This is a genomic window from Paracoccus broussonetiae, assembly GCF_031854425.1.
GTDB lineage: Bacteria > Pseudomonadota > Alphaproteobacteria > Rhodobacterales > Rhodobacteraceae > Paracoccus > Paracoccus broussonetiae.
Genome location: NZ_JAVRQI010000003.1, coordinates 135,858 through 157,201, shown reverse-complemented (window position 1 = coordinate 157,201; position 21,344 = coordinate 135,858). Strand labels below are relative to the sequence as shown.

Here is a 21,344-nt window from a genome sequence, read left to right as displayed (position 1 = left end):
GCACGCGCCTTGGAAAGTCTGGGGAAGAATGTCCGACCTGACCGACATCCCGAATATCGGCCCCGCCACCGCCCGCGCCCTGATCGCAGCGGGCGTTCCAGACGCCGCCACGCTGCGCGGGATGGGCGCTCATGAAGCTTATCGCGCACTGCTGGCCGGGGGCGAGCGCCCGCATTTCATCGGATATTACGTCCTGCATATGGGCTTGCAGGGTCGCCCGTGGAACGATTGTCGGGGCGAGGAAAAGGACGTGCTGCGGCGCGAATTCGACAAGCTGGTCGCGCAGGTGCGTGGCGCGGAATCCACCGGGATCGAGGCCGCGTTGCGCGAAATCGGCCTGATCGCACCTCAACCCGCCTCTCGCAGCTGACGTGCCAGAAAACGACCCGCCCGCCGCCACGCCTCATCATTGTCGCCGCGGAAATTCAGTTCCCGGTGCGTGACAAGGCGCCCCTGCCCGACATCGACCTCGTTCGCAAAGATCTGCAGGATCAACGTGCTGGATTTCTGCACCACGATGAAAACACCGCGCTCCGCCCCCCGCGACTTCAGAAGATCGATCAGGCAATCCGTCGTCTCGCGCACGCAGGCGGCCTGAACCTCCTCCCTGCCAAGGACGGTGCCCGGCAATTCCTCGGCCAAGACCGAGGCCATCAGGTCCAGTCGCCTCTGGTGGTCCTGCACCTGATCCTTGGCCTCGTTCGAGGTGTCGAGCAACTTGATCGGAAGGATCACAAGCGGCTCTGCCCGCGCGACCACCGGCAGAAGCATCAAAAGAAGCATGAACAGCTTGCGCATGGCACCACAGCCCGCGTTGCAATCGCCGAAAGTGTGCCTGCCCCGCCATGCCCGGGCAAGCCGGAAAAACGTCGCAACATCCGTGCGTGACCCTGCGTGGCGTCCACTTGCCTGCCCATTGAATGCGCTTGAATGCCCGGATAGCCTGACCCCAACCATGAGGACGGAGGCTGACGCCATGAACCAACCGCAAAGCTGGGAAGCCCGCGCCAAGGAGTATTCGCTTTACGGCTTTACCGACATGCCCTCGGTCCACCAGCGCGGCACGGTGGTCGTGACGCATGGCGAGGGCCCCTATATCATCGACACCAACGGGCGGCGTTACCTTGACGCGAATTCCGGGCTTTGGAACATGGTTGCGGGCTTTGATCACAGGGGCCTTATTGAGGCCGCGAAGGCCCAATATGACCGCTTTCCCGGCTATCATTCCTTCTTCGGCCGCATGTCCGACCAGACCGTGATGCTGTCCGAAAAGCTGATCGAGGTATCGCCCTTTGACACCGGGCGGGTCTTCTATACCAATTCCGGGTCCGAAGCGAATGACACCATGGTCAAGATCCTGTGGTTCCTGCATGCCGCCGAAGGCAAGCCCCAGCGCCGCAAGATCCTGACGCGCTGGAACGGCTATCACGGGGTGACGGCGGTTTCCGCCAGCATGACCGGCAAGCCCTACAACTCGGTCTTCGGCTTGCCGCTGCCGGGCTTCATCCACCTGACCTGTCCGCATTACTGGCGATTTGGCGAGACGGGCGAGACCGAGGAACAGTTCGTCCAGCGGCTTGCGAAGGAACTGGACGAAACGATCCAGCGCGAGGGCGCCGACACCATCGCCGGCTTTTTCGCCGAGCCGGTGATGGGCGCCGGGGGCGTCATCCCTCCGGCAAAGGGGTATTTCCAGGCAATCATGCCGATCCTGAAAAAGCACGACATCCCGATGATCTCGGACGAGGTGATCTGCGGTTTCGGTCGGACCGGGAACACCTGGGGTTGCGAGACCTATGACTATGTCCCCGACGCGATCATCTCGTCGAAGAACCTGACCGCGGGCTTTTTCCCGATGGGTGCGGTGATCCTGTCCGGCCCCCTGTCCGAGCGCGTGCAGAACGCCATCGAGGCGATCGAGGAATTTCCCCACGGCTTCACCGCCTCGGGGCATCCGGTCGGATGCGCCATCGCGCTGAAAGCGATCGACGTGGTCATGAACGAGGGGCTGGCCGACAATGTGCGCCGCCTTGCCCCCCGGTTCGAGGCAGGGTTGCAGCGCCTGGCGCAGAAACCGAACATCGGCGAGTATCGCGGCATCGGCTTCATGTGGGCGCTTGAGGCGGTCAAGGACAAGCCGACCAAGACCCCCTTCGACAGCTCGCTTTCGGTCAGCGAACGGATTGCGAATACCTGCACCGATCTTGGCCTGATCTGCCGTCCCTTGGGTCAGTCGGTGGTGCTTTGCCCGCCCTTCATCCTGACCGAGGGCCAGATGGACGAAATGTTCGAAAAACTGGAAAAGGCGCTCGACACGGTTTTCGCCGAAGTCGCCTGACGCGTGCGGGCGGTCCCTACCAGGAGTGCGAATTTTGCATCAAATCAAGGCGGTGTGGCTGTATCAATCGGCCACACCCATCACCGCAAATCAATAGGTTAGCGGTGAAAGTGTATCACCTGATTTGCCCCGGCAAGCGCTCCAGCGGCTCCCGCGTCTTCAACACCCGCGCGCCATGCTGGAAGCTCAACTCGTCCCAGCGATAGTCACCCTGGATCACCTCCCACGCGGCCTGCATTGCTTTGAACCCGCCAGCCGCAACGGGATATTGCTTCGCGTCAGGGGGCACCGCCCAGATGATGAACAGGGCGAAGTCGTCGGGAAAATGTGGCTCGTGGATTCGCATGGCTCAGCAAGAACACAACGTGAACATGTTCGCAAGACCGCGATCCGGTAACATGACCAGCCAGACGTGTTAAACCGGACCGCCAAACCTCGTGGAGATGAACCGGCGCAGTTCAGCGTTCGCCTCGTCGCCAAGCTGGATGTTTTCGCAGAGCGAGATCAGCGAGGCTATCGCCTCGGCGCGGGACCACCCTGTTCCTTCGGCCTTGTCCAGCAGCGCCATGAGATGGGCTTCCATCGCTTCCTCGCAATCAAGGAGGCGGTCAGGATAGGGCGTTGGATGGCGCGGCGGCTTCATGTGCGGTCAACTCGCACCGGGCATGGCGGTTCCGGCTAGACTGGCTCCCCCGGCACGACGACCGTAGCGCCCTGCCCCGCGTCCACAACGCACGACAGCCCGTCAGGCCGGGTCAGCAGCGCGGTCCACGAGCCTTCCGGGCCGGTCCATATCTCCAGGATCGCGCCGGACTGCGACAGACCCACCAGCGCGCGGTCTCTGTGGAGCTTTTCGGATAGCTGCTCATAGGCGTCCGGCGTGGCGACACAGGTCGCGGCTGCGAGGATGATGGGGAGCATTACTTGGCCCCCGCCTGCTTAAGAGCCTCGGCCAGCGCATCGCCAGCCGGGACTTTCGTCGCCTGCTCCAGCTTCGCCTTGGCAAGGTTGGTCAGCACGTCAGCAGCGGGTTTGAGGTTCTTCAGCGCGTCGGGGACGGATCGCCGGGCGTGCTCGATAGCATCGGCCACCGCTGCATCGCCAGTGAAGCCGCGACCAAGCGCCGCTTCGATCCCGGACATCAGCGCGGAATGAAGGGCGTTCCGGTGCTTTTCCTGAATCTCGATGCCCCATTTGCGCATGGCATACCCCGAGGCAGCGGTGATCGCCACGGTCGCCACGGTTGCCGTCACCTCAAGGATGACCGGCGTCAGTGCTTGCAGGAGAATGCTCATGTTCCGTTTCCTTTTGCCGTTGGTTGATGATTGCCCGCGCCCGCGCCAGATCCGCCTCAGACGGCGTGAATGGGCGTAGGGCGGGGCTTAGACGCCGAGGGCGGTCCACACCTGCGCCCCGGCCTTGCCGTCGATGGTCAGGCCTTCGATGGCTTGGAAATACCGAACCGTCGCGTCGGTGCGCTGGCCGAAGTCGCCGTCCACGGTCCAGCGATACAGCCCGCGCGCCGCCAGCAGCATTTGCAGGTCGCGCACGTCGTCGCCCTTGTCGCCGATCTTGAGCAGGGGGCGGGATGGGGAAAGCGCCGCCTCATACTCGCGCGCGATGGCCGCGATCTCGCTGGCCTTGTCCGTGCCGTTCACGATCCGGCGGGCGTTCACGTAGTCGGTCTTGCTGGCGTTGATGTAGTCGGTCAGCTTCTTGCCGGTGAAGCGGCCGGTCTTCATGCCGTCCACAATGATGTTGGCGGAGGTGTCAGGATCCAGCGCGGCCTCTGGCGAGCCTTCGATGCCATAGGTCCGGTAGTTATCCCGGCCCGTGATCTGCACGAACCCCCTGCCCCGATACCGCCACCCATCACCGGACGCCTCGTTGCCGTTGCCCATGCGATTGGCATAGGCGCGGTTGGCGATGGCCTCGGGCTTGCGGGCATATCGATCCGCCTCCGCCACTGTGAAGTATTTCGGGAAGGTGGCGCGCAGGCCGCTGGCCGAGTAGTTCAGGTTCTCGGTCACAGGGCGCATCGTGTGCGCAGTCTCGTGATAAGCCGTGGCCAGCACATATGCTGTCTGCTGCGTGGTCAGGCCCGCCTTTTGCGCAGCCGCGATTATTCGCTGGGTGTGGCCCAGCGTCAGGTTGACGGTCATGCTGTCCTCGGGGGTTAGAGGTATCTCAGCGTCAGCCAGTGAAGGTGGACGCGGAGGCAATGGTGCGGCTCGTCAAAGAGCCAATCGGTGGCGCGCAGATAGAGCGTGCGCCATGCGCTGTTGGGTTGGACGAACACGCGCGAGCATAGCGGCCGGGTCGGGTCGCCAAGCAGTAGCCGGTTCGCCAGACAGGAGGCCTGCCAATGGGTCATTGGTGGTTCCGTCCGATCAGCAGCTTGATGTCCCGCTGCACCTCTCGCAGTATATCGTTCGTCTCGGCACGCGATGCCCTCGCATCCGCCCGGTCGCTGTCGATCTGCTTTTCCAGCCGGTCGATATCCTCGATTGTCTGATTGACGCGGGCTTCAAGACGCGCGAACCAAAAGATCGCACCCACGCCGGTTGCAATGAGCGCCCAGACGAGCGCCCCGTATTCCTTAATGGCTTCCATGCTAAATCCTGATCCGGGGACGTTTATCTATCGCGGGTCAGCCAGCCAGCCAGCATCACGGCCATGGATGCGCACCAGCATGCAAAGGCGACGTAATACATGCCGTGCCGCATGCAGGCGGCGGCGTGACAGCCAAGAGCTATGGCGGAAGTGTCGGCCAGCGCGTCCCAGATCAGGACGAGCCGAATCCGGCGCACGAGGAATAGCTGCAAGCCCTCCCACAGCGTCAGGTAAAGCACCGGTGTGACCCATGCCGCGGTCCACACATCCCAGCCGATGGCAAGCGCCCCGAAAGGCCCGCAGGCCAGCCAACAATGGGCCGAGTAGACCGCGCACCACGCATATGGGTCTTTCTGCGCTTCGGGGGTGAGAAGGCGGCGGATCATGACGGGGTGTAGACCACGGTGCCGGCGCCATCGCGCCACGTTGAGTTCGTGGCAGACCCAGAGGCGTAGAGGACGCGGTTGTTGGTCGTGTCGAGGCATGGCAGGCCTTGGAACTTGCCGACCGTGTTGATCTGGCTGGCGATGGCCTGCATCTGCGCGGCGGTGGCGCTGGCCATGGCCACGTTGCCGCGGATGGTCCGCGAGATGCCAACCTCGGCTACCTCAATGGTGCCGCTGAACGACGCCCAGCCAGTCCAAGGCACGCTCGCCGTGTAGGGCACGCGGATACGGGCATTGTTCAGCGTCGTGACGCCGATGCCTCCGAAGATCCCCGATGATGGCGTCCCGGTGTAGCCGTGAACCGTCAGGTCGAAGTTGTCGATCCGCAGCGTCCCGCCGGTGCTGGTCCGGACGAAGGACGAAACGGCCTCCTGGTTCGCGGACGGCAGGTTGATCCGGCACCCCTGAATGATCGCCGCGGTCGCGCCGATATTGAACTGGATGGCCGTCTCGGGATGGGCTTCCTGCTGGAAGTCAAACGACAGGTCGCTGCTGGTCCCACGAGAGCAGTCCACCAGCACCGATGGCGCGCCGTAGGTCAGCATATAGCCGGCGCTCATCCGAAGGCTGCGAAGGTTGCCGAAGATCGCCGCCGGGCCGGTGCTGCACCACATGCGCCCGCCGCTGCCATAAGCGGTATATCCGGTGGAGTTGACGTTTCCGCCGCCCGTTTCACCCAAGGTCACGGACCCGGCGCCATTGTTCACCGCGAGCGCGATCAGGCGGCGATACTTGATCTCGGGCATGCCGGTGTGGTCGTGGAAGAACACGGCGTCACCGGGAGAAATCCCCGCGGCGGTCAGGTCTGCGGGGTTGAACGTCGCAACTGCCGGGTTGGCCCGACTGATCCCCAACAGCGGAATGGCGAAGTCCGCGGCGCGCTTGCAGATCAACTGCCCGTAGTCGTGCAGGATGTTCGACATCGCGCCATCCGCCGCGGTCGGCAGGGTGACATATTCCGAGGTCAGGCCGCCCAGAAGCTCGTCCATCGTGCCCATGTGCCCGATGTGAGCCAGGCAAACGGCGGTCAGGGAGCGCGCGCGGTTGGTCAGGTGCAGCCGCATCCGGCTCACCTCCGAGGCGATATTCACGAAAGCCGCCTTCGAGAAATAGCCGTCGATCCGCACGTTCCCGGCCCAATCCGGGGCAATCGGGGTCGGAGATCCGCCGAACGCTGCCCGACCGATGCACATGCCGACGCGCGGCGCGCGGGACCGGTCCGGGGCCTCAATGGACAATTCGCCAGTGATCCTGACGTGGTTCGATCCGGCGGCGTCCAGAACCGTCCGACCGGTGCCGAAGCTGACCAGGTTCCCGCTGCCGATGGTGATTGCCGGCTGCCGAATGTTGGTCATGTTCCAGCTATCGACGCGCCACGTCGCCCCGCACGGGTCGATGTGATATCGGAAGCACCCGGCCCCTGTGTCGTATTGCGTCCGCAGCCAGTCCGACATGGCGTTGAAGGCAGCGGATTGGTCGTTGTCCATGTCGTTGGGCACTGCCCCGAAATGGAACGGCGTCAGCACGCCAGCCGGGGTCCACGTCGCACCGTCGGTCGTGGTCAGTGCGGTTCCGCTCGGGTCTTTGCGGAAGAACTGCCCCGCCACGTTGATATAGGCCATGTCGCCCGGCACCTCTGCGGCCTCGGCCAGCGAGCGTGCAGCGAAGGGCTGATAGGGCGGGATGCGGACGCCCTCGGTGACTGACGCGGCGTCCTCTGCGGCCTGAACTGCCTCGTCTCGGGCCTGCTCGATGGTCCCGATGGATTCCATCGCCTCGTCAAATTCATCGAGCATCGCCACAACCTGCTGGGTCAGGTAGCGGCTGTCGGCTTCAACGACGATCATTCGATTGATGTAGGTCATTGCGCTACCTCGGTGACGACGACAGGGCCGGACCAGATCAGCGAAAGCTCTGGCACGGGCGCGGTGATGGTGATCTGGAAGCTGGCATCGATCCGGCGGCAGGTTTTCAGCACCTTGCTGTCCGCGGCCGGGATGGTGACGCTGATGTAGCCGTCGGCGTCCAGCGTCAGGGCATAGCGGTATTTTGTCTGGCCGCAGACCAGCAGCAGGATCTCACCGGCATAGCCCACGCCATTCAGCGTCTGGGTGAAATCGACCGGTGTCTGGGCCTCCAGATAGCGCCACGATTGCTGGGTGTCGTCGTGGGTCCAGAGATTGAGCGGGGGGAGCGTATCGACCGGACGCATCAGCGCAGCTCCGCCCAGAAAATGATCGTTCCTGCGGTCAGCCGGTAATAGTGGTTGTGGGGGATGATGACCTGCGTCGTGCTGTCGCTGCGGGAAATGGTCAGCCAGGTAGAGGCGTTGGTGGAAATCTGGAACTGGTTTTCATCCCCACCGCCCCACTGCGCGGAAACCATGATCGGGCGCCCGGTGGTGTTGCGGTAGGTGTTGCCCGGCACGCGCGGCGATGGCACCTGCCACGTCTGCCCGACGCCGATAGCCTTTGCGTCGACCGCCGCCATCACCCCGGCTGGGGTTGCTGCCGCTGGCGTCGTGGATGAGCCGGTTTCCCAGACCGAATTGGCGACCGTATCTGCGCTGCTGACGAGCCACGACCACGGCTGCCACGTTGTCGCCAGTCGCCGGACATAGACCCGGCTGGAGTTGGATTGCTGCAAGAACATCAGCGCACTGGTCGATGTTCTTCGATACAGCATGACGATCCCGCCATTCGCTGCCGTGACCCCAGCGGGGAATGCGCCAAGCGTGGTGCCGTCGAAGCGGTAGAAGCCGGAGGCTGTTCCAGTGGCATCCAGGTTGCCAAGCAGCGTGGCGTTCCCCGTCACCCCAAGGCCGAACTCGGCCAGCGGCTCGACAAGGTTTGCCTGCACCCGCTCGATGGCGTCCTGCACGTTCGTTTCGGGGATTTCCTCAGTGGGGTTGAACGCGATCCCCGAGGCCCCTGCCGCCGTGGTGCTTACCACCGCGATTGGGTCCATCGGATAGCCCGCCAGCATGACGCCGGCAGGGGTGGTGACGGCCACTTTCACATCGCCGCCGCCCACGTCATAGACCGGGGGGAACACCCCTGCTCCGTCAGCCTCAAGCGGGCTGGGATGCGGGATGGTGCAATCGGGGTCCGCATAGACCGTGCGCACCGCCGTTGTCCCGGAATTGTAGAACGTGACAAGCGCGCCCGGCACGGCGAACGAATTGATGTCCACCGCTCGCACGGCGTCGAATTGCAGGATGGTTGCCATGTGGCCCCTCATGAAAAAACCCGCTCGAAAGCGGGCTGGTCGTGATATGGCGGAAGGTGTTGATTCCGGGGGAGGAACCAGGATGAAGGCGATTGCTTTAGGAGCGCTGTTGATCTTGGCTGGCTGCGCATCCAGCATTATGCAGTCCTATGTCGGCAAGGATGTCACCGAGGCGGCTATGGATTATGGGCCGCCAGCCGGTGTGATGGACCTCCCAGACGGAAAGCGGGCGTTCATGTGGAACATGAGCCAGAGCGTGACGACGCCTCAGACGACGAATTACAGCGCCAACGCCTATGGCAATTGGGTGACGGGAACCGCCACAACTTATGGCGGCGGGACGCAATCTTGGCAGTGCACCTACACGCTGATTGGTCAACGCAACTCGAAGGGCAGCTATACGGTCGTGGATTTCCGCAAGCCAAGCCTCGCTTGCGAGTGACCCACTTCCAGACGCGGTGATCTGCGCTATATTGCAGGGATGTTTGCAGCAGCTTTCGCGGCCGTTCTGTGCGGCAATATGCTCACCGCAGCTTTTATCTATGCGTTGTGGCGGTTGAGGAAAAAAGAGAACGACGGCCTCGGGATTGGCATCGTTCTCTTTTGCGCTTTCTTCACTATTGCAGCCGGTTTCGCACTTCGGGAACAGTTGCAGGAAGCGACCGTAGCCCAAGAACATTCAGCACGTTAGATATGCCCTGCCCAGCGGCCGGAAGGATTGGGTTCGCGGAACGGGCCGCTTCCAGCGCGTTCAACGTCGCCAGCGCATTTGGACGAGTCAGCACATCGGCCAGTTCATTGCGAATGCTGGCCCCGGCGCGCTGGACCGCTTGTGGCGTCGATCCTGTGATGTTTTGCAGAATCCCGCGAGGGGTTGCTAACGGCCCAAGGATTTCGCCCGACGCAATGCGTCCCGGCTGGATGCTGTCATCGATCATCTGCCCGAACTGTTGACGCCCGAATGTGCGGCTATTCGTCGCCACGCGAGCGCGCAGCCCGAGTGCCTGCGCTGCATCGTCCAGCGCTGACTTGACCGGCCCCCAATCCTCGCCAAGCAGCATTTTCATCTTGTCTTGAGCCGCTTCCGACGACAGATCACCCAACGCCTTAGCCGCCTGCCGGGCGTCTATGTTCGGATCGGACGCGACGGCACGCACGTTCGCCAAGGTGTCATCGATCTGTTGACGCAGCCCGCGCTTGACCGCGGCCAGTTCGCCCCCCGACATACCATCAAGCGATGCCTCGAACTCAGCGCGCGTGACTTGCGGGCGCAGAGCATCAGCACCCGTCTTGATCGCTTGCACCTCGTCAATGGCACTCGCTGCAACCCGCGTGGCGTCATCATAGGCCGGGGACGCTTCGCCCAGAGCCTGTCGAATGGTGCGAGACAAACCCTTGTAGGCATTGCCCAGCGGGGTCTGGCCGCCCAGTGCACCCTGCCCTTCTCCGGTGGATGCAGACTGATCCAGCGCGCGTTTGATGTAATCCCACTGCCGAACATCTGGCATCCGATCAAGTGTGACCGACCCATCATCCGCGATACGAGCGATGATCTGCTGTGACGGATTGTCGTCCAGTTTCATCAGCAGGTTTGCGTCATTGATGGCTTTTGCGGGAACGCGCTTAAGCAACCCCTCCAGCCGCATCCCGGCTTCGCTGGCATAGTCAATCGGCTGGTCATACGCAGCATCGTATACCGACTTGCGGGCGCCAGCCGTGGCCTTCCGCACATCGCCTTGCAGGCGCGCAGTGTCGCTGAACTGCCGGCCCCCTTGCGCTCCGACATTGCTGCCAGTCATGGCATTATCGAGCGTGCCGCGCAGCCTGCCACCAGCAGCTTCCGCCCGGTCATCGATCCGACGCAGCGCGGTGCGCGCGCCCTCGCCCGGCGACTGGATGACGGTATCAAGCGCCCCTTGCGCCGACGGCCCTGCATCGGCCAGCATCGCATCTGTGTTTTGCAGCGCCGAACGCATCCGTGCCGCGTCATCCATGCCCAGCGTGTCGGTCAGAAGACGCGAGCCGCGGCGGCTGATGCCAAGATCACTCGACACTGAACCGATGAACCGTCGATCCGCCAGCGCGTTGCGCACTCCGCGATAGGCCGCGCCCGCGCCAGATGCGAGAGCCGGAACAGCCGCGCCCACCCCAGCACCGGCAAGAGTGCCCCATCCCGCGCTTGCTAGACGATTGGAAAGGCCCCCCTCACCTTCCAAGAAACCTTGTGCCGCCCCCAGGCCAGCGCCCGTTGCTCCACCTACCGCTATCTTGCCGGGTAGGGTCGCGGCGGCTGGTGCAGCGCCGGCGACGGCCTGCGCAACAGGAGATGTCACGGCCCCGGCCAGCCCTGCGGCGGTGGTCATGATGGGATACTGCTGCGTCTGCTGGTCAGAGCGTGCCCGCGAAGCCGCGCGAGCCTCGCTGAACGACTGGTCCGTCATCGCCGCATCAGCCGCGCCCTCGATCTCGTCCAGCGAGCCGAGGGTATAGATATTGCTGAAAGCGCGGTTGACGGCGTTGATCGGGTTGCGCACGGCGCGCATCGCGCGGCCAAGTCCGGTGTTCGGCTCGGGGAGGCCATCTTCCCCGATTTCTGGCTGTTTCGCTTGCCGCGCTGCCATCTCTCGCTTGGCGCGCTCAAGCAACGCCGCTTTAAGAAGATCATCCGCCATTTTTGGCAATCCAGTCTGCAAGATCTTCATCACTCATGGCCGAGAAGTCAGGGACCGCGCCCTGCGCTGGCGAGGCAGCAGGCGCTGCCTCAGGCACAGTCAGGCCCGGCTCCGTTGGCTTGCCTTGGGCCGCTCCAATTGACCGGGCATACATGTCCCGCATCTGCTGCTTGAAGGCTACCGTTTGCGGAGTGTCGCCGGGAACAGCGAAATAGGTTCTGACAACCCTCTGAATTTCAGGGTCGGTTGCCGCCGCTCCGGTCTGGATGCGAAGCGCACCTTCCGCCCAAGCTTCCGCGGCGGTTTTGTAAAGCTGCCCCTCTTGGGATGTCCAATAGTTGCCAGCGATGGGCACGCGAGCCGCCGCGGCATCGCTCATGTTCGCAGGGTTCCATTGCGTTTCGAGGTTGTTGATGACCGGCGAAGTCTCGTCTTGCATATTCTGGAATAGCGCCAGCTTCGACTGCGCCTCCGTGAGCGGTTTTGCCCCCGGCTGATTGCCATACGCTACCGTCGTTCCATCTGGGGTCGTAACGCTGAACCCCTGCCCCTTCTTGGCCTGCGAATACTCGATCCTGCCCAGCGGTTGACGGCCCGCAGCCTGCTCCTCTTGCACATACCTCTGGTATTCGTCGGCAGGCTCTTGGGGCTGCATCCCCTTCAACTGCTCCGCAATGCTCATATACCCGCGCGCGATGCTCTCGCGCTGGTCGAACTTGCCGACAAGATCCGGCTGGCCGTTCTGCGTCATGAATGCGTCCCACGTCGCCGCATCGGGAATGGAAAGCCCCTGCTGGACGGCCTGCTCGATAGCAGCTGCCTCTGCCTCGCGCTCTGCCTGCGATTTGGTCGCGGCGTATTGCTCAAGCTCCATCCGCCACCGTTCGTCCGCACGGTCGTCTGCGCGGCTCTGGCGGGCGTCCATGCGGGCATCGCGACCCCGCTGGTAGTTGCGCTCGTCCAGACGGTCAGCACGCATCTCAGCGCGATCTGCGGCCCGCTGCTGGTCATCCTGGATCTGCCGCTGCATTCCGAACGCCGCCTGCGGATCATACTGCGCCAGACCGGCCAGCGCATTCTGGTCGCCAGCCAAGAGGCCCTGCGCATTGTCGCGGTAGTAGCCTGCCAGCGCGTTCTGTTGCCGAACGTCGTTCACCTGTGCGGCTGCCTGATTGGCCCGCGCGAGGGTGTTCACGAAATCGGGGATGACGATCTCAACCATTCAGCCAGTCTCCGTAGAAGCCCGCGACCGGGGCAAGGGCATTGGTCGGCCCGCTGACGTTCTGCAACTGCGTGCTGTATTGCGGGCGCATCTGCTCAAGGAGGGCCATGCGTGCGAGCGGGTTTTGCTGAAATGCGTTGCTGCGTTGGCCCTGATAGTCCATGCCCTCGGACGCCGGGGCGTAGCTTCGCCCCGGCTGGTAGTTGGGGTCGAATGTGGCATCGCCGAGATATTCCGCCTCGCGCCGCGACCGGTGACTTTCAGCAGGACGCAAGAAGCTGTTGACGATGGCCGCCCCGGCCTCGCCAGCCGAGCCAGCCTTCTGGATCTGCGACCATGCCCGCGATTCCGGCCCGTTCAATTCCGTCAGCAGAAAGTCGAGTTGCAGGCCGGGGTCAGAAACCGGAACCCCCTTCTGCGCGGCATAGGCTTCCAGCGAGCGGCGGCGCGGGCCAGTCCACTGGAATAGCCCATAGCCACCACGAGAACCGGCGACGGTCGGGTTCTGCTCATTGATGCCGGGGTTGAGGCCGCTTTCGTCCAGAGCGTTCATCACAAAGCCCTGCGCGATTTCGGGTGACAGCCCTCGATCAATCAAGCTGCTATAGACAAAATCGGGGGAAAGGGCGTTTGCCATCTCACGCCCCCAGCTTGCCCAGCATCTGCTGGTATTGCCACGCCCCCAGTGCGTTGTTGATCCCGCCGCTTATCGCGTTCGCGCCATTGATAGCCCCGTTGGCCTGTGCCTGTCCGCCTGCCATCAGCGCATTTCCGGCATTGCTGGCGTAGTTCTGGCCCGCGCTGGCTTGGTTCGCCGCGGCCCCGGTGCCCATGTTGGTCAATCCGGAAAGCCGGTTCAGGTAGTTCCCATACTCCTGGTTCGCGATGCCCTGCCCGAAGGTGTTCAGTTCCTGCATCGTGCGACCGCTGCGCAACCCGCCCCGCGCCCCGGCAAGGGCGTTCACAGCATCTGTGCCTTGGTCAAACTGGAACTGGTAGCCGGGCGTTTCCTGAAAGCCGCGATAGGCCGTCCCACCGGTCGGATTGGCCCGCGCCCATGCCTGCGCTTCTTCCAGCGTGTTGAAGGTCTGGCCGCCGACACGATAGGACGTGCTACCCGGCGTCGTGGTGGTGTTGCCGCGGTAGAAGTCGCGCGAGTCCTGATTGCCCGTGACCATGGACCGCATGGCATCGGCGCCGGTGGTGCTGGTAGATCCGGGCGTGGTGATGGTCTGGATCTGCGGCGCGCGTCCACCGACGGTCGGAGCGTTGCCCAGCCCCATCTCGTAGAGGAAGGCTTGCAGGCCCAGATTGCCCGCTTGCAGGTAGGGGGCGAAGTTCTGCGTCGTCTGGTTGAAGATGTCGCGCTGTAGCCCAACGCTCTGTTCCGCGGCCTTGGTTTGCGCATCCGCCGCCTTGTCGGACGCGGATTTGCCCATAAGCCCGCTGGCGATGCCGCCAATGGCTGCTCCGATGCCCATATCAGACCCTCATTTCTGTGCAGATGACGGCCCCGCCGTCCAAGGTGCCGGTGACGGCGAAGCCCAGCCGCTTGGCGAAGGCGATGGCGGCCCGGTTGCTTGCCGGGGTCCAGCCGATGAAAAGCGTTGCGTCAGCTTCGTGCGCGAAGTCGGTCAGGACGGCGCGGGCAGGCTCGATCAGCCGCCCCCACGCCTCGGGCTTGACCCCGTAATGGGCGAACCATGCGCCGGGCCAAGGCGCGCGGTGGAAAGCCCCACAGACCGGCCCGCAGGCGCGGTATTCCACGCCCTCCGGCAGATCGTCGGCACATGCGAGCATGGCCCCCCGAAGCTGCGTCGGATGTTCGAAGAAGGGCCGCGCTTCCGCGACCGAAAGGCGCTGCATCAAGGGATGCCAGCCGCCGCCAGCCGTGCCGTCAGGCTGTCAATCGTGGCCTGCTGTGCGTTGATCAGAGCCGACATGGTTTGCAGCACTTGCAGAAGCTCGTAGGACGGCTTTTGCCCCGCCGTGGTCACGGGCTGTTCGGCCAGAAGCGGTTTCGCTCTCATATGACGACCCTGCCTTGCGTGGATAAAGCGATGTCGGCGATGTCAGACCAGCGAATCTTGGCCGTGACCTGCCGCGCTTGGCCGAGGTTGCGCCACTGGCACCGCTGCCCGAACACACCGGTCTGGCCGATCTTCCGCGGCTTGGGCGGCGTCCAGTTGGCCCCGCCATCCCGCGAAATGTGCAGGTCCATGGTCCCGGCGGAATGCCCGCGCTGGGGGAATAGCTCGAACTCGCGCAGGATCGTGCGATTGCCGTCCATGCGCAGCGTTCGGGTGGTGATCTCACGAACCAGAGGCGTTTCGCCGTCCGTGTTCTGGCGGCGCAGAACCGAGATTTCGCCATTATTCCGCCCGACGAGCCAGTCATCGCCCATCTTGCACGAGTTGGCGACGTTCCACGGCCCGAGGTTCACGCCCTCTGCCCGCTCATGCCATTCGCCCATCGCGAGGTCGTAGCACCATGCCGCAGTATCGCGGAAGATGATGCAGAGAAGCGTGTGGCCCTCGTCTTCATAGGCCAGGCACGCCAGCGGCTCCTTGAGCTTGATTGCGGTTTCGACCGGCGGCGTGCTGACGGGCTGATAATTGCCCCCTGCGATCAGGGTCGCGCGGTTATCCGAACCGACCATGAAAGCCCCGCCCGGAAAGCGGCAAATCAGGTCGCGCGCCTTGAGGCCGGTATCCCTGACGCCCCCAGCCACACGCTCAAAGGCAGCAGCCCCGGCTTCGCCCGTCACCCACCACGTTTCGGTTGACCGCTCCTTGAACAGCAGCAAGCGCCCATCCAGCGCAAAGGCCCGCAGGATCTTGTCATCATGCGAGTCCGCGTCCGAGAAATTCAGCGCCGGAAGCGTTTCAGGATCGGCAAGCTCGGACCAGCGGAACAGCCGCCCGCCAGCTTCGGTCAAAACCGTGTAATTTCCGACGAACTCGACCGATCCGAAGGCCGTGAACTCGCCAGCCGGGTTTGGCTCCGTGATCGTGGAACCGTCATAGACGAAATACCGCGTGCCAGCCTGGATCGTGACCTTGCCGTCATTCCCTGCGATGCTGGCCCGGCCCGTATCGACCGCGCCCAGATCATCGGCAGAGCCATCAGCGTTCACGCGCCACAGCCGGCCACCGCAGACAGCATAGGTCACGCCGTCCACCTGCCCCATCGCCCGGATGAACACGCCGTCAAGCTGCGTCAGCCGGTCCATGCCCAGCACGGATTTCAGGATGCGTTCGCCGTCCGTCGTCTTCTCGGCATAGACATTCACCAGCCGCGAGGGGTTGGCCGTCACGTTGTCTGCGTCCTGACCCGATTGGCCGACGATCTCGATCATCATGCGGCGTTCCCCATGAAAAATCCCGCCGGAGCGGGTGAGTGGTATGCTAGCTTGTCAGTGCCGGTCCGGGCTTGGCAGAGTGTGGGCCGGTGCTGCTTCTTGCTGAAGACGATCAGGGGCTGCTTGACCACGACGGAAATATGACGCTCATTCGTTGGCGACTTTTTGCCGAGTGGGGATTCGTTGTGCAGGAAGATGACGACGAGGATGCCATCCTCAACGAGGTCAGTGAGCACGAGCGCCGACGCCGAAAGGAGGCGCAGAAGCGGAAAGCCATCAGATCTGACATCGCTGCGGCTCTATTTGAAGACCACAACGACGACGAACCAGACCCCAAGAAGTCGCCCGATTAACCGGCCGCGAACCGCTGCCAGCGGGCGCCATTGACGGAGGTGGACGCAGTACCGTTGCGGATGCCCGCCCAGCCTGCGCCAGCAATTGCGCTGTTCGTGATCGGGCCGATAACGATGGCGCCATTCACGCGGCAGGTCAGGCTGGTTCCAGTCACTTCAAGGCGCATGACATAGGTCGTATCGACCGCCGGGGAGGCTGCGGCGGTCCCAAGCGTGGTTGAAGTTCCGCCCACGAGGCTAAGAAGCTGCCACTGCGCGTTGGGCTGCGAATACTGGAAGATGTACATCGTGTTGAGCGATTCAGACGCCCTGAACACAATCCCTGCCCGCGAGGCCAAAGGCGTGCCCGTGATGATCAGATCACCCTCGACATATCCATCCGTCAGCATCGCCGCGCCCTTGCAGATGTAGCAGCACGAAAGGACCGTTGGATAAGCTATGCCGCCCGTGACCAGATGGCTGTCGCCGGTATAGTTCACATTCTCGACCCACAGCCCGCCGCTTGTCGGTGCATGGACGGTCAGACGTTCGGAGAATGTGCTGTCGAAGTTGTCGAGCAAGGCGGTCGAGGTGCTGGCCCCATTCGGTGCCACAGCCCACGGCCCTTTCTGCGATCCGAACACCGCCCGCACCCGCGCGGCATAGACGCCAGACCCCGGCGCAGCAACGCTGTAGGTGGTGCCGGCGTTTGAGACTTCCGCGCCAAAGGCAAAGGTGCCCATCAGGCCCGTCGCAACCTCATAGCCAGTCGCCCCGGCAATCGCGCCATAGGTCAGCACGAGGTTGCCAGCCGAGGCCGCCCAACTGGTGATCTTGGGGGCGTCGAAGGTGTTGACGAAATCAGCGGTGGTGTCGATGCCCTCGAAAATCACCCGATGCCCCTCGTCGGTGGGGTGAATGAAGTCGTCCGAGATCAGCGCCGCGCCGCCATTGGCCGCCATGTAGGCGTAGGCGTCGAAATACAGCACGCCATAGTCAGACGCGACCACGCGCGCCGCCGTGACATATGCCTCAAAGCCGGAACGGGTCTGACCGGCGAAGCCGTCGCTGCCAGTAATCAGGCCTGTGTCCGAGATATAGTAGGGTCCGACGATCAGGATCTTGTCGCGGGCATAACCGTGCAGCATCAGGCCGGTGATAACCTCGCCCAGATCGGACTGGTAAAGCGCCGCGGTGAATGTTCCGGGCGAAGCGACATAGCGGGCATCGTTGAAGCCATAGGCCACGATGGCAAGCTCGGTCTTGTCCGAGCCGCAGAACACATCGATGCAGCGGTTGCGCCCGTTGTTGTTCAGGGGCGTGCCGCCGACGCCGGGGCTGCTCTGCAAAACCGTGCCGCCGATCCCGCTATTGGTCAGCGTGGCACTCAGTGCGGCCGCCAGACGGTTCAGCCAGCGGTTTGGCGCGGAGGTGGCGTTGGCTCCAACGGTAATGCTGTCGCCCATGCCGTTCTGGCTCACGACCGATACGGGCAGCGCCGAGGATTCCAACAGCGCGAGGATCGATTGCCGCAGCCGCGAACGCTCAAGGCCGGTGGAGTCATCCATCACCTGGATCACGTCCTCGGCGTATTCGACCCCCTCTTTGCCGCGCCGATAAGTCAGCGACATGGGTTGCGTCGTGGCAGCGGACGCCCGGATGAAACCGACGCCCTCGGGAATGACAAAGCGCCCGGTCTGAACCTTGATGACGCCGCCGCCGCTGGTCGCAAGGCCGGTCATGTCGCGAAGGTAGACCCCCGCAGGATCGTAAAGCGCTACCGCCGCGCCGACGGTCGTATTGGCCGAGCCGATGTAATCCAGCACCTGACCCGGCATGACAGGCAGCATGTCGGTATAGGCCCATGAGTTCGAAGCCGCGACGATTGCCCCTGTGCCAATGCCCAGATAGCCGCCCAGATGAGCCGCAGCGAGCGGGTTGACCGTGATCGTGGCGCGCAGGGCATCGGTCGCCGTCGGGGTGCGGTCAGCAGCCGCAGAGACGATGCGAAGCTGATAGGTGGACACATCCGCCGCCGCGATGGTCACGCGGACATAGCGGGCGGCTGCGCTTTCGGTCGCCCAGATATCCAGCAAGGCTTCACCCACCGAGTTCGCGCGCTCGACAACCGCGAAATTGGCATCGAAGAACACGAAGGTCGCGAAGGTATCCGATCCAGCCGGGGCCGTGCCAATGAAGCTGATGAGCGGGCTGGCAGGCAGGGGGATGAAGCCGGTATAGCGCCAATCTGGGTTGGTCAGCACCGCGCCGGTCGTCTTGCTGATTGCCCCGACCCCGAGCGGCGTGCCGCGCAGGTTCAGACCACCCGTGCCGCGCGCATAGCTGGCCTCGGAGTTGACCCCCGCCGACTGACTGGCCGCCGCGTCTGCCTGCGCTGCGGAGGCGGAGGCGGAGGCTTCGGCAGCCTGGGCATCGCCCGCCGCTGTCTGCGCGTCGTCCAGCATCGCCTGCATCTCGGGCGATGGATCGACCGACATGTCCGCGAGGTATTCTTCCTTCGTCCCGCCGGGGTGCGTTTCCAGCCAGACCTCGTAGGTGCTTTCGCCCGTCATGTTCATCTGCCAGACGGCGGCGCTCTCGTCATTGCCGAGACAGACCCACTCCATGTTGTCGTAGAGCCAGCGCGACCCGACTTCCCAGCCATAGCGCAAATCATCGGTGTTGATCGGCGGGCGCTGGTTGACGAACCCGTTCTGGCGAAGGCCGGTCAGGTTCAGCAGTTGCCGCACCTGCGAAAGCGGCGTGTCGTCGGGGAATGTCGGCATGTCAGTCCTCGGACCAGTTCGCGTTGTCGTCCCAGACGCCATGCGTCACGGGGGTTGGCTGCGGGCCATCGAGGCACATGCCGTAGTCTTCGTGGGCGCAGCAGGCTCCTTGCTGCGTGCGCCGGATCACAGCCATCAGCCGCAGCTTGGCCCGCGCCCGCGACATCGGGGATTGCACGGCATATTCACCGGCCAGTTCCGCCCCGAGCATCTGCGCAAGCGGAACGAACCCATCCGACGGAATGCCCGTGGCAATGTCCCAATCGGCGCGGGCTTCATCCATCGCCTCGGCCCAGATGCTGTCCAGCACCACCAAAGCGGCCGCCATCTCGTCGGCAGTCGGCGGTTCGTCAGCCGCAACCACGCCGATCAGACGCAAAGCACGCTGCGCGGTTTCCTCGCGTGTGTATTCCATGCATCACCTCTGGCGCTTGGGATGGGGGCGGCGAACCGCCCCACACCAAAGCGTCAGGCGTCCAGCGGAGCGGCCATGAAGCCGGTCACGACGCCATGATCTTTCAGCGCGCCAGCCGAGCCAGTGCCGAAGCGCAGCTTGTCCACGCCCCGAACTTCCTCGGTGCCGATGCCCTTGCGGCGGCCATAGTCGAAGTCGTCCTTGATGGTCTTCGGCTCTTGGCCCCAGACGAGGCCGACAGCCTGCGCACCGCACAGATAGACCGGCTCGATGCGCACGACCGTGCCAGCGGTGTTGTTGAAGCCAGCGATTTCGGGGATTTCCCGGATGATCACGCCGTCATAGATCAGGTCGCCGTCCTGGAAGATCGGGTTGGCTTCCACGTCGCGCGGGCGGGCTTCGCGGTTGGCGTTCTGCATCACCGTGTCGTTTTTCAGATCCCGGAAGGTCATCGACCCGCAGAACATCTGGAAATATTCACGGTTCATCTGGTTGTTCACCCGCGTCGGGCGGATGTGCGGGTCTGCGGTCTTGGCGATGCGCTTCATCAGCGACACGACCGAGGCCGTCATCTTCATGGTGCCCAGCACGTTGTTCAGCGCCGTCGCGTGGGTGGCGTTGTAGTTGCCCACCGCATTGCCGAACAGCACGCGATCCACGTTGTTCGTGGTCCATGCGTTCTTCTGGGTGGCGTTCGCGGTGCCGTAAACGACGCCATCGATGGAACCGAGCGCCGCAATGATCGCGTCACGCAGCTTGTCGGCGGCCCAGGTGGTCAGCGCATCCTTGGCGGCGCCCAGCAGGTCGATTTCCGTCCACTGCTCGTCAACCTTGTCGATGACGACGGCATGGCGCAGGAAATCCACGGCGATGTTCTGGTTGAAGTTGCCGAGGGCTTCTTCGTTGCCGGCCAGCTGGTTCTTCCCGACGACGCCCGCGCCTTTCAGGCGGGTGATCAGCGGAATGTTCACCGATTTGCCCGCATCGGTCAGGTCGCGCTTGACCTGAATGATCGAGTTGGTGCCGGTGCCCATCGAGCCAAGGAAGCCCGACGAGCGGACATATTCGGCGTAGTAGTTCTTGAGCCACTTTTGCACCTGGAGTGCAGTGGCGAGTGCGGTATCAGCCATTGGATTGCCCTTTCAGGCTCTTGGCTCAGGTCGGAAAAAGCTCATCGAATCCCGAGCCGGGGTTTGCTTGACGATCCCCACCCGCCGCCGGTCCTGACGACAGGCTGCGCGGGGGTGCTTTCGGTTTCGTGGGGGTGAGTTCGGCCATAAGCTCGGCCTTGATCTGCTCGCGCAGTCGCGTCTCGTAGGCTTTCGGATCCGGGCCGATTTCGCGCAGCGTCTTTGCCGCGTTGTAATATTCGACCGCCGCCCCGAATGGGTCCTTCGTCCGCATGAACTGATGGCTCATCGGCGCGTGCTGCGGGTCGTTAAAGAACTCCACGACCTCGCTCACGAATTCTGCGCCGTGTTGCCGTTCAGCCGCCTCTCTGGACATGTCCAGTCGCGTCTGAATGATTGCCTGTGCCGCTTCCTGCTGGACGGCGTGCAGCCGCTCGTCAGGATCGGTGATGGACTCCAGCCGCGCCTGACGCTGCTGCGCCTGTTGCTGCTGCTGCCACTGCCGAAGCTCGGCAATCTCGCGTTCAAGCGTCTGCCGCTTGGTCCGCTCATCCCGCAACGCCTCATAAGGGACGTGGCGCTGTTCTTCCTTGGCTTCGGATGCAGGCGGCGCATCCTGTTCTTCGCCCTTGGCCTCGGCCTCCGGTTGTGCGGCTTCCGGCGCGGGGGCTTCCACCACCGGCTTTTCGCCTACCTCCGGTTGAACCGGCTCCTTTTCGTCAAAGATATTCAGCACGTCGTCCGACATGTTGCGTCCTCATTGTCGCTGATGGTCACGAAACCGCCCGTATCCCCGGCGTC

At 63.5% G+C, this 21,344-nt stretch carries 26 protein-coding genes; 4 read left to right on the top strand and 22 right to left on the bottom strand.

What is annotated here, in order from left to right; genetic code table 11:
* The first annotated feature begins 28 nt into the window (after positions 1 to 28).
* Positions 29 to 370, top strand: coding sequence for a TfoX/Sxy family protein (locus RM190_RS05040; RefSeq protein WP_311758317.1), 342 nt, complete (start codon positions 29 to 31; stop codon positions 368 to 370).
* Here RM190_RS05040 and RM190_RS05035 read toward each other — a convergent pair.
* Positions 349 to 798, bottom strand: coding sequence for a DUF2380 domain-containing protein (locus RM190_RS05035; protein WP_311758316.1), 450 nt, complete (start codon positions 796 to 798; stop codon positions 349 to 351). The two genes, RM190_RS05040 and RM190_RS05035, sit on opposite strands and share 22 nt — an antisense overlap.
* Before the next feature lie 178 nt (positions 799 to 976).
* On the opposite strand from RM190_RS05035, the gene RM190_RS05030 reads away from it, so the two are divergent.
* Positions 977 to 2,338: an aminotransferase gene (locus RM190_RS05030; protein WP_390907961.1), complete on the top strand. Its 1,362-nt coding sequence runs from the start codon at positions 977 to 979 to the stop codon at positions 2,336 to 2,338.
* Positions 2,339 to 2,453: 115 nt separating this feature from the next.
* Here RM190_RS05030 and RM190_RS05025 read toward each other — a convergent pair whose 3' ends face one another.
* The 10 genes from RM190_RS05025 to RM190_RS04980 all read right to left on the bottom strand — a co-directional run bounded on the left by RM190_RS05025 (position 2,454) and on the right by RM190_RS04980 (position 8,625).
* Positions 2,454 to 2,684 (bottom strand): hypothetical protein, encoded by a 231-nt coding sequence (locus RM190_RS05025; protein WP_311758314.1) that lies wholly within the window; start codon positions 2,682 to 2,684, stop codon positions 2,454 to 2,456.
* Between the two features lie 69 nt (positions 2,685 to 2,753).
* Positions 2,754 to 2,981 (bottom strand): hypothetical protein, encoded by a 228-nt coding sequence (locus RM190_RS05020; RefSeq protein WP_311758313.1) that lies wholly within the window; start codon positions 2,979 to 2,981, stop codon positions 2,754 to 2,756.
* A gap of 35 nt (positions 2,982 to 3,016) precedes the next feature.
* Positions 3,017 to 3,259 (bottom strand): hypothetical protein, encoded by a 243-nt coding sequence (locus RM190_RS05015; protein ID WP_311758312.1) that lies wholly within the window; start codon positions 3,257 to 3,259, stop codon positions 3,017 to 3,019.
* Positions 3,259 to 3,633, bottom strand: a complete 375-nt coding sequence (locus RM190_RS05010) for a hypothetical protein (protein WP_311758311.1) — start codon at positions 3,631 to 3,633, stop codon at positions 3,259 to 3,261. The genes RM190_RS05015 and RM190_RS05010 overlap by 1 nt, the downstream gene beginning before the upstream one ends.
* 87 nt (positions 3,634 to 3,720) lie before the next feature.
* Entirely contained in the window at positions 3,721 to 4,500 is a 780-nt protein-coding gene (locus RM190_RS05005) for a peptidoglycan-binding protein (RefSeq protein ID WP_311758310.1), read from the bottom strand.
* 208 nt (positions 4,501 to 4,708) lie between these two features.
* The gene (locus tag RM190_RS05000) at positions 4,709 to 4,951 is read right to left on the bottom strand and encodes a hypothetical protein (protein ID WP_311758309.1); all 243 of its coding nucleotides are present in this window, start codon (positions 4,949 to 4,951) and stop codon (positions 4,709 to 4,711) included.
* A gap of 23 nt (positions 4,952 to 4,974) precedes the next feature.
* Complete coding sequence (locus RM190_RS04995; RefSeq protein WP_311758308.1) at positions 4,975 to 5,337, bottom strand: hypothetical protein; 363 nt, start codon at positions 5,335 to 5,337, stop codon at positions 4,975 to 4,977.
* Entirely contained in the window at positions 5,334 to 7,244 is a 1,911-nt protein-coding gene (locus tag RM190_RS04990; protein ID WP_311758307.1) for a hypothetical protein, read from the bottom strand. The genes RM190_RS04995 and RM190_RS04990 overlap by 4 nt, the downstream gene beginning before the upstream one ends.
* Before the next feature lie 14 nt (positions 7,245 to 7,258).
* Positions 7,259 to 7,609 (bottom strand): hypothetical protein, encoded by a 351-nt coding sequence (locus tag RM190_RS04985; RefSeq protein WP_311758306.1) that lies wholly within the window; start codon positions 7,607 to 7,609, stop codon positions 7,259 to 7,261.
* A complete protein-coding gene (locus RM190_RS04980; protein ID WP_311758305.1) occupies positions 7,609 to 8,625 on the bottom strand; it encodes a hypothetical protein in 1,017 nt (338 codons plus the stop codon). Before RM190_RS04980 ends, RM190_RS04985 begins: the two co-directional genes overlap by 1 nt.
* Positions 8,626 to 8,707: 82 nt before the next feature.
* Between RM190_RS04980 and RM190_RS04975 the strand changes: the two genes are divergently transcribed.
* The gene (locus RM190_RS04975; protein WP_311758304.1) at positions 8,708 to 9,067 is read left to right on the top strand and encodes a hypothetical protein; all 360 of its coding nucleotides are present in this window, start codon (positions 8,708 to 8,710) and stop codon (positions 9,065 to 9,067) included.
* Positions 9,068 to 9,242: 175 nt separating this feature from the next.
* Here RM190_RS04975 and RM190_RS04970 read toward each other — a convergent pair whose 3' ends face one another.
* From RM190_RS04970 to RM190_RS04940, 7 genes are read right to left on the bottom strand one after another with little or no spacing between them, the layout of a single operon-like run.
* On the bottom strand, positions 9,243 to 11,327 hold the full coding sequence (locus RM190_RS04970) for a hypothetical protein (protein ID WP_311758303.1): 2,085 nt from the start codon (positions 11,325 to 11,327) through the stop codon (positions 9,243 to 9,245).
* Complete coding sequence (locus RM190_RS04965; RefSeq protein ID WP_311758302.1) at positions 11,287 to 12,519, bottom strand: hypothetical protein; 1,233 nt, start codon at positions 12,517 to 12,519, stop codon at positions 11,287 to 11,289. Before RM190_RS04965 ends, RM190_RS04970 begins: the two co-directional genes overlap by 41 nt.
* On the bottom strand, positions 12,512 to 13,156 hold the full coding sequence (locus RM190_RS04960; RefSeq protein WP_311758301.1) for a phage tail tip lysozyme: 645 nt from the start codon (positions 13,154 to 13,156) through the stop codon (positions 12,512 to 12,514). The genes RM190_RS04965 and RM190_RS04960 overlap by 8 nt, the downstream gene beginning before the upstream one ends.
* A gap of 1 nt (position 13,157) precedes the next feature.
* Complete coding sequence (locus tag RM190_RS04955; RefSeq protein ID WP_311758300.1) at positions 13,158 to 14,000, bottom strand: hypothetical protein; 843 nt, start codon at positions 13,998 to 14,000, stop codon at positions 13,158 to 13,160.
* Position 14,001: 1 nt separating this feature from the next.
* Positions 14,002 to 14,385 carry a hypothetical protein gene (locus tag RM190_RS04950; RefSeq protein ID WP_311758299.1) on the bottom strand — a complete coding sequence of 128 codons (384 nt, stop codon included), beginning with the start codon at positions 14,383 to 14,385 and terminating at the stop codon, positions 14,002 to 14,004.
* A complete protein-coding gene (locus tag RM190_RS04945) occupies positions 14,385 to 14,549 on the bottom strand; it encodes a hypothetical protein (protein ID WP_311758298.1) in 165 nt (54 codons plus the stop codon). Before RM190_RS04945 ends, RM190_RS04950 begins: the two co-directional genes overlap by 1 nt.
* The gene (locus tag RM190_RS04940) at positions 14,546 to 15,880 is read right to left on the bottom strand and encodes a hypothetical protein (protein ID WP_311758297.1); all 1,335 of its coding nucleotides are present in this window, start codon (positions 15,878 to 15,880) and stop codon (positions 14,546 to 14,548) included. The genes RM190_RS04945 and RM190_RS04940 overlap by 4 nt, the downstream gene beginning before the upstream one ends.
* A gap of 89 nt (positions 15,881 to 15,969) precedes the next feature.
* Between RM190_RS04940 and RM190_RS04935 the strand changes: the two genes are divergently transcribed.
* A complete protein-coding gene (locus tag RM190_RS04935) occupies positions 15,970 to 16,233 on the top strand; it encodes a hypothetical protein (protein WP_311758296.1) in 264 nt (87 codons plus the stop codon).
* Here the strand turns inward: RM190_RS04935 and RM190_RS04930 are convergent.
* The 4 genes from RM190_RS04930 to RM190_RS04915 are packed head-to-tail and all read right to left on the bottom strand — an operon-like array spanning position 16,230 to position 21,291.
* The gene (locus RM190_RS04930) at positions 16,230 to 18,998 is read right to left on the bottom strand and encodes an SGNH/GDSL hydrolase family protein (RefSeq protein WP_311758295.1); all 2,769 of its coding nucleotides are present in this window, start codon (positions 18,996 to 18,998) and stop codon (positions 16,230 to 16,232) included. The two genes, RM190_RS04935 and RM190_RS04930, sit on opposite strands and share 4 nt — an antisense overlap.
* A gap of 1 nt (position 18,999) precedes the next feature.
* Entirely contained in the window at positions 19,000 to 19,413 is a 414-nt protein-coding gene (locus RM190_RS04925; RefSeq protein WP_311758294.1) for a hypothetical protein, read from the bottom strand.
* A 53-nt stretch (positions 19,414 to 19,466) separates the two neighbouring features.
* Entirely contained in the window at positions 19,467 to 20,543 is a 1,077-nt protein-coding gene (locus tag RM190_RS04920) for a phage capsid family protein (RefSeq protein ID WP_311758293.1), read from the bottom strand.
* A 25-nt stretch (positions 20,544 to 20,568) separates the two neighbouring features.
* A complete protein-coding gene (locus tag RM190_RS04915) occupies positions 20,569 to 21,291 on the bottom strand; it encodes a hypothetical protein (RefSeq protein ID WP_311758292.1) in 723 nt (240 codons plus the stop codon).
* Between the last annotated feature and the right edge of the window lie 53 nt (positions 21,292 to 21,344).

Excerpts from the sequence above, each read along its gene's own strand:
- RM190_RS04995 (WP_311758308.1), bottom strand. The coding sequence starts at position 5,337 with ATGATCCGCCGCCTTCTCACCCCCGAAGCGCAGAAAGACCCATATGCG.
- RM190_RS04975 (WP_311758304.1), top strand. The coding sequence starts at position 8,708 with ATGAAGGCGATTGCTTTAGGAGCGCTGTTGATCTTGGCTGGCTGCGCA.
- RM190_RS04990 (WP_311758307.1), bottom strand. The coding sequence starts at position 7,244 with ATGATCGTCGTTGAAGCCGACAGCCGCTACCTGACCCAGCAGGTTGTG.
- RM190_RS04940 (WP_311758297.1), bottom strand. The coding sequence starts at position 15,880 with ATGATGATCGAGATCGTCGGCCAATCGGGTCAGGACGCAGACAACGTG.
- RM190_RS04960 (WP_311758301.1), bottom strand. The coding sequence starts at position 13,156 with ATGGCAAACGCCCTTTCCCCCGATTTTGTCTATAGCAGCTTGATTGAT.
- RM190_RS05010 (WP_311758311.1), bottom strand. The coding sequence starts at position 3,633 with ATGAGCATTCTCCTGCAAGCACTGACGCCGGTCATCCTTGAGGTGACG.
- RM190_RS05020 (WP_311758313.1), bottom strand. The coding sequence starts at position 2,981 with ATGAAGCCGCCGCGCCATCCAACGCCCTATCCTGACCGCCTCCTTGAT.
- RM190_RS04945 (WP_311758298.1), bottom strand. The coding sequence starts at position 14,549 with ATGAGAGCGAAACCGCTTCTGGCCGAACAGCCCGTGACCACGGCGGGG.
- RM190_RS05040 (WP_311758317.1), top strand. The coding sequence starts at position 29 with ATGTCCGACCTGACCGACATCCCGAATATCGGCCCCGCCACCGCCCGC.
- RM190_RS05000 (WP_311758309.1), bottom strand. The coding sequence starts at position 4,951 with ATGGAAGCCATTAAGGAATACGGGGCGCTCGTCTGGGCGCTCATTGCA.
- RM190_RS04955 (WP_311758300.1), bottom strand. The coding sequence starts at position 14,000 with ATGGGCATCGGAGCAGCCATTGGCGGCATCGCCAGCGGGCTTATGGGC.
- RM190_RS04970 (WP_311758303.1), bottom strand. The coding sequence starts at position 11,327 with ATGAAGATCTTGCAGACTGGATTGCCAAAAATGGCGGATGATCTTCTT.
- RM190_RS04950 (WP_311758299.1), bottom strand. The coding sequence starts at position 14,385 with ATGCAGCGCCTTTCGGTCGCGGAAGCGCGGCCCTTCTTCGAACATCCG.
- RM190_RS04965 (WP_311758302.1), bottom strand. The coding sequence starts at position 12,519 with ATGGTTGAGATCGTCATCCCCGATTTCGTGAACACCCTCGCGCGGGCC.
- RM190_RS04925 (WP_311758294.1), bottom strand. The coding sequence starts at position 19,413 with ATGGAATACACACGCGAGGAAACCGCGCAGCGTGCTTTGCGTCTGATC.
- RM190_RS05005 (WP_311758310.1), bottom strand. The coding sequence starts at position 4,500 with ATGACCGTCAACCTGACGCTGGGCCACACCCAGCGAATAATCGCGGCT.
- RM190_RS05030 (WP_390907961.1), top strand. The coding sequence starts at position 977 with ATGAACCAACCGCAAAGCTGGGAAGCCCGCGCCAAGGAGTATTCGCTT.
- RM190_RS05025 (WP_311758314.1), bottom strand. The coding sequence starts at position 2,684 with ATGCGAATCCACGAGCCACATTTTCCCGACGACTTCGCCCTGTTCATC.
- RM190_RS04930 (WP_311758295.1), bottom strand. The coding sequence starts at position 18,998 with ATGCCGACATTCCCCGACGACACGCCGCTTTCGCAGGTGCGGCAACTG.
- RM190_RS05015 (WP_311758312.1), bottom strand. The coding sequence starts at position 3,259 with ATGCTCCCCATCATCCTCGCAGCCGCGACCTGTGTCGCCACGCCGGAC.
- RM190_RS04915 (WP_311758292.1), bottom strand. The coding sequence starts at position 21,291 with ATGTCGGACGACGTGCTGAATATCTTTGACGAAAAGGAGCCGGTTCAA.
- RM190_RS05035 (WP_311758316.1), bottom strand. The coding sequence starts at position 798 with ATGCGCAAGCTGTTCATGCTTCTTTTGATGCTTCTGCCGGTGGTCGCG.
- RM190_RS04985 (WP_311758306.1), bottom strand. The coding sequence starts at position 7,609 with ATGCGTCCGGTCGATACGCTCCCCCCGCTCAATCTCTGGACCCACGAC.
- RM190_RS04920 (WP_311758293.1), bottom strand. The coding sequence starts at position 20,543 with ATGGCTGATACCGCACTCGCCACTGCACTCCAGGTGCAAAAGTGGCTC.
- RM190_RS04980 (WP_311758305.1), bottom strand. The coding sequence starts at position 8,625 with ATGGCAACCATCCTGCAATTCGACGCCGTGCGAGCGGTGGACATCAAT.